This is a genomic window from Longimicrobium sp., from assembly GCF_036554565.1.
In the GTDB taxonomy this organism is placed as follows: Bacteria; Gemmatimonadota; Gemmatimonadetes; order Longimicrobiales; family Longimicrobiaceae; genus Longimicrobium.
Window position 1 is genome coordinate 1 of record NZ_DATBNB010000899.1, and the last position, 1,866, is coordinate 1,866.

The following is a 1,866-nucleotide window of genomic DNA, read 5'->3' on the forward strand; positions in this document are numbered from 1 at the left end:
GGCCGCGGCCGCCGCGACGGCGAAGGCGACGACGGCGTCCCTCCGCACCGCCGCCTGCGGCGCGGCGCCGTTCGACGGCGACACCACGAGCTGCTTCCACAGGCGCTCCGAGTGCTCGCGCGCGAACTCCCGTGAGAGGGCGTCGAGGTTGCCCATGCGCTTCACCGCCATCAGGAACGCTTCATCCGGGGCGAGCCCCGCGTCGACCAGGACCGCTATCTGCTCGCGCAGATGGTCTTCCAGCTCCGCTACATCCACGGAGTGGATCGCCTGCCGGCGGCGGAGGTAGCTCCGCCATCGGTCGATCTGCTCCTCGAGCGATACCGCGTCACCTGGAACCGGCATCGCTCAGGCTCCCTGTGGCAGTGGAGCGGCTGCCGCCGGGTGGCTGGCCGGGACGGAAAGGGAGAGCGCCTGCCAGATGCCCCGTAGCGTAGCGTCCACCGCTTGCCACTGCCTGCGTTCCTCCGCGAGCTGAGCCCGGCCCCGGGACGTGATCCGGTAGTACTTGCGACGGCGGCCGCTCTCCGCAACTTCCCACCGCGCCTCGACGTGGCCGAGCCGCTCGAGCCGATGCAGAACGGGGTAGAGCATCCCGTCCGTCCACTCCATGCGCCCTCCGGACAGCTCCCGAACTCGCTTGAGGATGGCGTAGCCGTAGCTGTCCTCTTCGGCCAGGATCCCCAGGACCATCGGGGTCGAGGAAGCGGCTATCAGGTCCTTGTTGATCTCCATGATTTCACGCCTCGCGCGGCGCTAATGAACTCGAATCCGAGTGTACATAGCAGCATTATACATGGCGGTGTTACGTATATCAAGAACCGCGGGTTCAAGGAGTATCGCCGCGGGACATTCCCCGTTCCACTGGCCGTGAATGGCTGCGGTCGGCGAGGCCGGCGCGGACCGGTTCCGCCCGCACTTCCCGGCGATCGAGTGGGACGACATGGTGGACGCGTTCAAGAGCGGAGCGGCCGTCGTAAACTCTGGAACGTTCCACACACCCGCGCACCCGCACGTGGAATGCGAATTGCCCGCTGCGAGCGCGATGATCTACACGGACCTGACGGAAAATCTCGAGGCGCCGCATCCGGAGCGGCGCCCGCCGGACCTGACGGGATATCTCCAAACCCCGCGTCAATTGCCGCGCCCGCCGGATGCCGCACGTTCGGGGTGGACGCTACTCGCCCCTCGCCTCCTCGCGGGTAGGGTGGACTGCTCCAGGCTAGACCAGCACCTAGCCCACATAACACCAGCGCCAGTCTTCTCCGGACTCGAGGCACTGGACTATGGGGTGCTCGGGTCGCGTGGAAGTGCTTGGTGACGCGGGCGCTACCCTAGTTCCTCCCTTTATGAGATGGCGACATACGGTCTCCCGCCCGCCGACGGGGGGCACCCGCTCCGTGGCCCTTGCCAACCCGAACTCGGGCATGTTGGAGTAGATCGCCTCGTAGGCAACTGAGTAAACCAAATAAGATCCTTGGTGCACAGAACACACGGCTCACCTTCACCGCTAGGCTCTCTGGCGGGGGGTTCGGGGTGGAGGTGACGCTGGTCTAGTGTTACGACTTCGACTCCTCCTCCGGCTCGTGCTCGTCGATCTCTCCAGGCAGTCCTCCACGTACTTCTCGTCGAGATGTAGACCAAGATGGGAGACCTGTTCGTCGTAGCCGTGGTCGTGGCCGATGACACCTTTGGTCGGCAAAGTGGCTAGGAACGAGCATGCTGACGATTAATAGCTACACCAACATGATCTCCCTTTGTTGTGCCCTGATCCTGATAATAAGCTTGTTAATAAATTTGTCAGTACCAAAGGAAGATCTCCTGGGTCAAAGGGGCAGGCTTCCACGTTCGTGGTCTTTGAAGGTG

General features: G+C 63.9%; 2 protein-coding genes. Both read right to left on the minus strand.

The genetic code is table 11. From position 1 onward, the window contains the following. A partial coding sequence (locus tag VIB55_RS25120) for a permease prefix domain 1-containing protein (RefSeq protein WP_331879441.1) occupies positions 1-345 on the minus strand: 345 nt, incomplete at its 3' end. A 3-nt stretch (positions 346-348) separates the two neighbouring features. Then, on the minus strand, positions 349-735 hold the full coding sequence (locus tag VIB55_RS25125; RefSeq protein WP_331879442.1) for a PadR family transcriptional regulator: 387 nt from the start codon (positions 733-735) through the stop codon (positions 349-351). Between the last annotated feature and the right edge of the window lie 1,131 nt (positions 736-1,866).